7 protein-coding genes are annotated in these 5,721 nt (G+C 69.9%); 1 reads left to right on the top strand and 6 read right to left on the bottom strand.

What is annotated here, in order from left to right:
* Positions 1–848, bottom strand: an 848-nt coding sequence (locus V7Q81_RS14150) for a hydantoinase/oxoprolinase family protein (RefSeq protein WP_333844513.1), incomplete at its 3' end; no start/stop codon positions are given.
* Positions 841–1,911, bottom strand: coding sequence for an ATP-grasp domain-containing protein (locus tag V7Q81_RS14145; protein WP_333844510.1), 1,071 nt, complete (start codon positions 1,909–1,911; stop codon positions 841–843). The genes V7Q81_RS14145 and V7Q81_RS14150, both read right to left, overlap by 8 nt.
* Between V7Q81_RS14145 and V7Q81_RS14140 the strand changes: the two genes are divergently transcribed.
* Complete coding sequence (locus V7Q81_RS14140; RefSeq protein WP_333844507.1) at positions 1,891–2,553, top strand: HisA/HisF-related TIM barrel protein; 663 nt, start codon at positions 1,891–1,893, stop codon at positions 2,551–2,553. The genes V7Q81_RS14145 and V7Q81_RS14140 overlap by 21 nt on opposite strands.
* Before the next feature lie 11 nt (positions 2,554–2,564).
* Here V7Q81_RS14140 and fae read toward each other — a convergent pair whose 3' ends face one another.
* The 4 genes from fae to mch form a co-directional block, all read right to left on the bottom strand.
* Positions 2,565–3,077 carry a formaldehyde-activating enzyme gene (gene fae, locus V7Q81_RS14135; RefSeq protein ID WP_333844505.1) on the bottom strand — a complete coding sequence of 171 codons (513 nt, stop codon included), beginning with the start codon at positions 3,075–3,077 and terminating at the stop codon, positions 2,565–2,567.
* 22 nt (positions 3,078–3,099) lie between these two features.
* Entirely contained in the window at positions 3,100–4,020 is a 921-nt protein-coding gene (locus V7Q81_RS14130) for a triphosphoribosyl-dephospho-CoA synthase (RefSeq protein ID WP_333844503.1), read from the bottom strand.
* A gap of 14 nt (positions 4,021–4,034) precedes the next feature.
* Positions 4,035–4,946, bottom strand: a complete 912-nt coding sequence (locus V7Q81_RS14125; RefSeq protein WP_333844501.1) for an ATP-grasp domain-containing protein — start codon at positions 4,944–4,946, stop codon at positions 4,035–4,037.
* A partial coding sequence (gene mch / locus V7Q81_RS14120; RefSeq protein WP_333844498.1) for a methenyltetrahydromethanopterin cyclohydrolase occupies positions 4,943–5,721 on the bottom strand: 779 nt, incomplete at its 5' end. The genes mch and V7Q81_RS14125, both read right to left, overlap by 4 nt.

The raw sequence follows: 5,721 nt of genomic DNA, 5'->3' as shown, positions 1-5,721 counted from the left end.
GCCAGGACCCGCCGGGCAGCGGCTTCGATCCGGGCCTCCTGCGCCCGGGCGAGGCCACGGGCCAGCCGGCGCCAAGCGGCAGGTGTCCCCGTGACGGCATCCCGTCCGATCATGCGAGCAAGCCGGCGGGCGCTGCCTTCCTCGGTCTTCTCTCCTCCGTCGGCCGCGGGCCACTGGTCCGCGTGTTCGGGCAGCAGGCCCGTGAGCCGGTACACGTCGGCCATCGTGGCGAAGTGCTCCGCCACGAGGGGCACCCGGCGGCCCTCGAAGGAGACTCGCCCTCCAAGGGCCATAACCGGTGTGCGCACTACGCCCGTGTAGACGAGCTCCCCCGAAGCGAGGCGCTCGAAATCGTCCTTCCCCGTAGCGTGCACCGCATGGGCGACGATGGGCACCAGGTCGGTGGTGGTGCTGCCCACGTCCACGAACAGGGCCTCCCTGAGCTGCTGTGCGACGAAGCGGGCGGAAGCGAGCCAGTTGGCCGAAGCGACGCGCCGGGACATGCTTTTGGCATGGTGGGCGTCCACGAACCCGGCGCCAGCAAAGTAGCGCGTGCGTCTTCCGCCGAGCCGCCGCTCCATGAAGTCGGTGAGCCTCGCCACCCCCTCCGCCCGGTCACGAAACAGGTCGGCCATCTCCCCGGTCATGGTGAGGGCATGGCACGGGGCGGTGCCTAGGCGCTCAAGGGCCTGGTCTACCGCCGCCGCTAGCTGATCCAGGCCCCGCCATAAGGGACAGGGCAGTTGCACGGCCGCCAGCACGGCCGGCTCGCCCGCGGTCCGCGCGACGGCCGCGGCCTTGAGATGGGCCCCTCCCACATCCCAGCCGATGACCGCCGGCTCAAGCATCGACAGGCTCCAGGGAAACGCGAACCGACGCTTTTCCCATGATGGGCCGGTGTCGCCCGCCCCTGCTTCCTTCGCCCGGGGGAAGAAGGCCCAAGGCCAGGGTCAGCGGGTTCATCCCCAGGACCGAGCGCAGACCGCAATAAGAGGTGGTGAGCCGAGGGTTGACCTCCAGAACCACCGGACCCGTGGATGTGTGGACGTAATCGATCCCCACGAAACCGGCCAGTCCCGGGATCGCCGCCACCACCGCCCGGGCGAGGGCGGCCAGGCGGCCGTCCGCATCCGCCCAGGCGCCCACCGTGAGCCCCGTCAGGGCGAGCGCTTCGCCCCGCACCGCGATGTGCTGGCGGTTGCAGGACAAGAGCCGCACCGAGCCTGGGGGATCGACCAGCAGGCAGAGGCTGGCGGGCTCCCCTTGGATCCAGGGTTGCACCACCCAGCCCATACCCGCCTCCAAGAGCGCCGCGCGGGCGGCTTCCACGTCCGGCACGCGACGCGCGCCTTCACAGCCCGCGCCATCGTCGGGCTTGACCACCCACGGACCGGGAAGGGCTGGCAGGGGCTCGCCCGGGGCGAAGGTGGGAACGACGGGAAGGCCGGCGCGAGCGAGCACCCGGGCGGTGGCGTGCTTGCTGGCCGCCACCCGCACCGCTTGCGGGGCGCACCCGAAGAGCCCCTTGCCCTGCTCGAGTGCCTCCCGGGCCAGCGCTTCCAGCACCCCTCCCGTCTCGGGGGCAATGATCCAGGCGAGATCGGCCAGGGCGAGACCGCGCCGGTAAAGGCAGCCGGGGCTTTCCCCGGGCGCGGGCTCGAGCACTGCGGCCACCCCGGACGGAAAAGGGAGCCGGGAATCCCGGCTCACCACCGCTTCCATGCCCGGCAGTTCCGTGAGATCATCCAGCGCCGCGCGCAACATCATGTCGCCTTCGCGCGCGAGGGAAGCGGGCAGCGGCTGCCCCATGAGCCCGCCGCCCGTCACGTGCTCGTACAAGAAGACTCGCACCCCTGTCTCCTCGTGGAGATCGTTCCGGTCATCGACCTCATGGATGGTCTCGTAGTCCATGCCCGGCGCGGGCAGCGGGAGCGCTACGCGCCTCTGCGCTCCCGGCTATGCGCCAGCAGCCACCCCCAGGACGTGGCCCAGGCATTGCTCGCCCTCTACCCATTTCGCGCCCTCTACGTCGCAGACCTGGACGCCATCCTGGGACGGGGGAGTCACCAGGCCTTGCTCGAGGCCCTGGCGCGGGAGCTCGCACCGGTGGAGCTGTGGGTGGACGCGGGCGTGCGCGACCTCGCCGATTGGCGCCGCCTGGTCGCCGGTGGGCTCACCCCGGTGGTGGGCAGCGAAACCCTGGCGGACCTGCGCCTGCTGGAAGCCTTGACGGGCGAAGCCCACCCCTTCCTCCTCTCCCTCGACTTCCGGCAGGAGCGCTTGCTGGGCCCGGCCGAGCTGCTCGAGCATCCGCAGCTCTGGCCCTCCCGGCTGATCGCGCTGAACCTGGACCGGGTGGGCGCCCGACGAGGGCCGGATCTTGGCCTCGCGGCAGCGCTTGCCACCCGCGCCCCTGGGGCGCAGCTCTACTGCGCCGGCGGCGTACGCGGCAAGCCAGATCTGGCGGCGCTCAACGCTCGAGGTTTCGGGGTGTTGCTCGCCTCCGCTCTGCACGACGGCAGCCTCACCCGCGAAGACCTCGAGACCCTGTGAGCCGCGGCGCTTTAAGCGTGGGCGGCGAACGGGTGCATGACGCTGCGCCGCTTGGCGAGGATGTCGCTTACCTTGGGCTCGCCGGCCACCGCCCGCTTGATCGCCTCCTTGGTTGCCTGGTAGTTGAAGTCCTGGATCTTGTTGTCGTCGGCGGCTTCCCAGTGGATGAACACCCCCACGCAAATGAAGATGTCATCGGCTTCGTTCGCCGGGATGGTGCCATCTTCCACGCAGTCGGCCACCGCCATCGCCACCGCCCGCTGGGCGGGCCCGAACATCTGGGTCGCCTGCTTGGCGTTTTTGATGGTCACCTTGTTGAACATCACGGTGTGGGGCTTGGCCGGCAGGTTGGGCGCGATCACCGCCAGCAGCGAGGTGAAGCCATCCTTGTTGTTGGTGAGGGCGTTGCAGAAAGCGGTTTCGGCCGCGCTGCCCCGGGGACCCATGATGAGATCGATGTGGGCCACCTCGTTGCCGTCGCCGACCAGGGATTCGCCTACCAGGGTGCGAGTGATCTTAGCCATGGGTTTCTCCTTTTGTCGTTGGTTAGTGAAGAGTGGACCGAAGTCCAGCGCTTGGCGCGGCCGTCGATGGGACTGCATCGCGGCCGCCAAACTCCTTGTCGAGGATATCTTGTAGCGATAAAGCGAACAAGCTCGCCACGGTCAAATCGGCGGTGGTGCCCGGATTGATCCCCTGGCGCTTCAGTCGCCGGTCCCAATCGAGGAGCATGGGCATGAGGCTTTGCGGGTGGTGGCAGCGCATCAACGCTGTATCCCACCGCGCCGCCTCGACGCTCACTTCCCGCGCCACAGCGGGTCCGAGCTTGCGGGCCACATGGGTATCCGGCGCCCGGGCGAGCAAGCCCAGGTAGACGGCGGTGGTCGCCCACTCTTCGCTACGCCAGCGAGCGAGGGCCCAGCCGGCGCGGGGCACGCCCACGTCGAACACGTCGCGGAAGCCTTCAGCGTACTGGCGGGCGATCCCGTCCCGGTGGCGGGCCGCCGCCATGGCCACCGCCAGCGTGACCCGGGGAGGCTCGCCCACGTCGTGCGTTGGGCTGCGGCCCAAACCGCCTGGACGGGCGAGGCGGATGGCTTGATAGGCTTCCTCCGCATCCTGCACGTCCAGTCGCGCGAGCAACGCCTGCAGTCCTTCCCGCAGCGTCGTCCCGGGCTGCGCCACCAGGGCCGCTTGGGCGAGGGGCGCGCAGGCGAGGACGATGCCCAGGTTGGTATTGCAGCCCACCGCCACGCGGGTCGCCTCCACCGCCTTCAGAATGCGCGTTCCGACCCGCAGCCCCGGGGCGGTGAGGGGTTCCACGATCGCCTGAGCGCTCAGGACAAAGTCATCGGCCACCATGCCGTGGCCGGCCGAGTACACGCTCACGTTGCCGGGTTTGAGGGCGCGCACGTCGGCGAGGCAGGCCTGGGTCAAGGCTTGAGCGATCAGGGCAGCGCGGGACACGGGCTCCTCCATGGTCAGCCGGTCGCCTCCAGACCCGTGCCGCAGCGGCGGGAGACGAGATCGTCCACCAGGAAACGGGCGATGGGTACGCCGGTCACGCTCTGCAGGCTACGCCACGCCGGCAGGCCGTTCACCTCGATTACGTAGGGATCGCCCTGGCGATCAACGATGATGTCTACCCCCGCGTAGTCCGCCTCCACCGCCCGAGCGGCGGCGCAGCCGAGGCGGGCGAGGGCCGGCTCTAACGTCACCGCTTCGCACCGGGCACCGCAGGCGGCATTGCTCACCCAGCTCGCTCCCCAGCGGCGCATGGCTGCCACTGCCGCACCGCCGATCACAAAGACGCGGTAATCGTGCCAATGGCCCTCCCCCGAGTCGACGTAGCGCTGCAGATAGGCGACGCCCCGGTACTCGGCCAGATCAGGCACGTCCGAGCCTGCTTGTAGCCGGCGCAGCCCCGCTCCGCGGGAGCCGAACAAAGGTTTGATGACCACCCGATGGCCGGCGGCTGCTTCCCTGTCCACCAGCGCCCGCGCCTGTTCCCGGCTCTCCACCACCCAGGTGGGCGGAGTCGGCACCCCGGCCCGCCGCAGGAGAAAGCTGGTCATCGCCTTGTCCACGGTGCGCTCGATCGCCCGGGCATCGTTATACACGGAAACGCCTACCTCGCGCAGGGCATGGAGCACGTCGAGCCGCCACACCACCTGCTCCAGGCTGCCACCGGGCACGCTTTTCACGAACACCGCCTCGGGCAATTGGCGTTCAAACCCGGGCATGACGATGCCATGCCAGGAGGCGGCCAAATCGAGCCGACACTCGCTCAGGCGCACGTAGCACGCCTCGAAGCCCTGCGCCCGGAAGGCGCGCTTGAGCCGGGTGCCGTGCCAGCCCGGCCCGTCGGTCACGATAGCCACTCGCCTGGTCATGGCCCGCCCCCGAAGGAAGCCTCCAACAAGGCGGCGTCGAGCCGGCCGGCGTGGAAGCTGCGGCCGCTCCTCAGGCTGGTCACCACCACCTGGGCCGGGGCGAACAGCAGGGGGTCGATGCGGTAGAAGTCGTAGCCGTAGTCCTTGAACACCTGGGCAAAAGGCTTGCCATAGTCGCGCGAGGCCGAAGCGGGCAGCCGCTCGGCCAGGGAGCGGGCGTCCTCGTCGTCGGCGTCCACGAACAGGTGGACCTCCCCCGCGAACAGGATGGCGTCGTTGGTGCGCCCCATGGCGACGATGAAATCGGGGGCCGGCGGCGGGATGGGCGCGACTCCCGCCCCGTCCACCACCTGCGCCAGGGGAAAGCCCAGGGCGTGCACCTTGTGCAAGGCCACTTCCAAGACCCGGGCCACCACCTGAACCACTCCGGCCAGGCTGCGGGTCGGGGTGAGGATGACGCTGAGCCGGGAAGGAGCAACGCCGCAGTCTCGCAAGACCTTGTCCACCACTTCCGGCGGCGGACGCCGGTCCACTTCCAGCACCAAGCAGGCCTGGTCGGCCTGGTCCCGGTAGCCCAGCGCCTCGAACAGGGCTTCCCGGCCGGCCAAGGCCCGCGCCGGGCCCGACCCCAGGGCCTGAAAAGCTTCTTTGCCGCTGCCGGCGGACAGGCTCCAGCCCGCGTACTGGCTGCCCAAGCAAGCGAGCACCGGATTCGACGAGTGGACGCTCACCGCAACCGGCCAGCGCCCTCCCCGGTACACGAGGTTCACCTGCC

Origin of the sequence: Pelomicrobium sp. (assembly GCF_036803785.1) — a bacterium.
Lineage (GTDB): Bacteria > Pseudomonadota > Gammaproteobacteria > Burkholderiales > UBA6910 > Pelomicrobium.
Note: the sequence above shows the minus strand (reverse complement) of the source record. Positions and strands in the feature narration are given on the sequence as shown.

Bases quoted from the DNA above. Each gene is read 5' to 3' on its own strand.
- V7Q81_RS14140 (WP_333844507.1), top strand. From the start codon at position 1,891: ATGGATGGTCTCGTAGTCCATGCCCGGCGCGGGCAGCGGGAGCGCTAC.
- V7Q81_RS14145 (WP_333844510.1), bottom strand. From the start codon at position 1,911: ATGGACTACGAGACCATCCATGAGGTCGATGACCGGAACGATCTCCAC.
- fae (WP_333844505.1), bottom strand. From the start codon at position 3,077: ATGGCTAAGATCACTCGCACCCTGGTAGGCGAATCCCTGGTCGGCGAC.
- V7Q81_RS14125 (WP_333844501.1), bottom strand. From the start codon at position 4,946: ATGACCAGGCGAGTGGCTATCGTGACCGACGGGCCGGGCTGGCACGGC.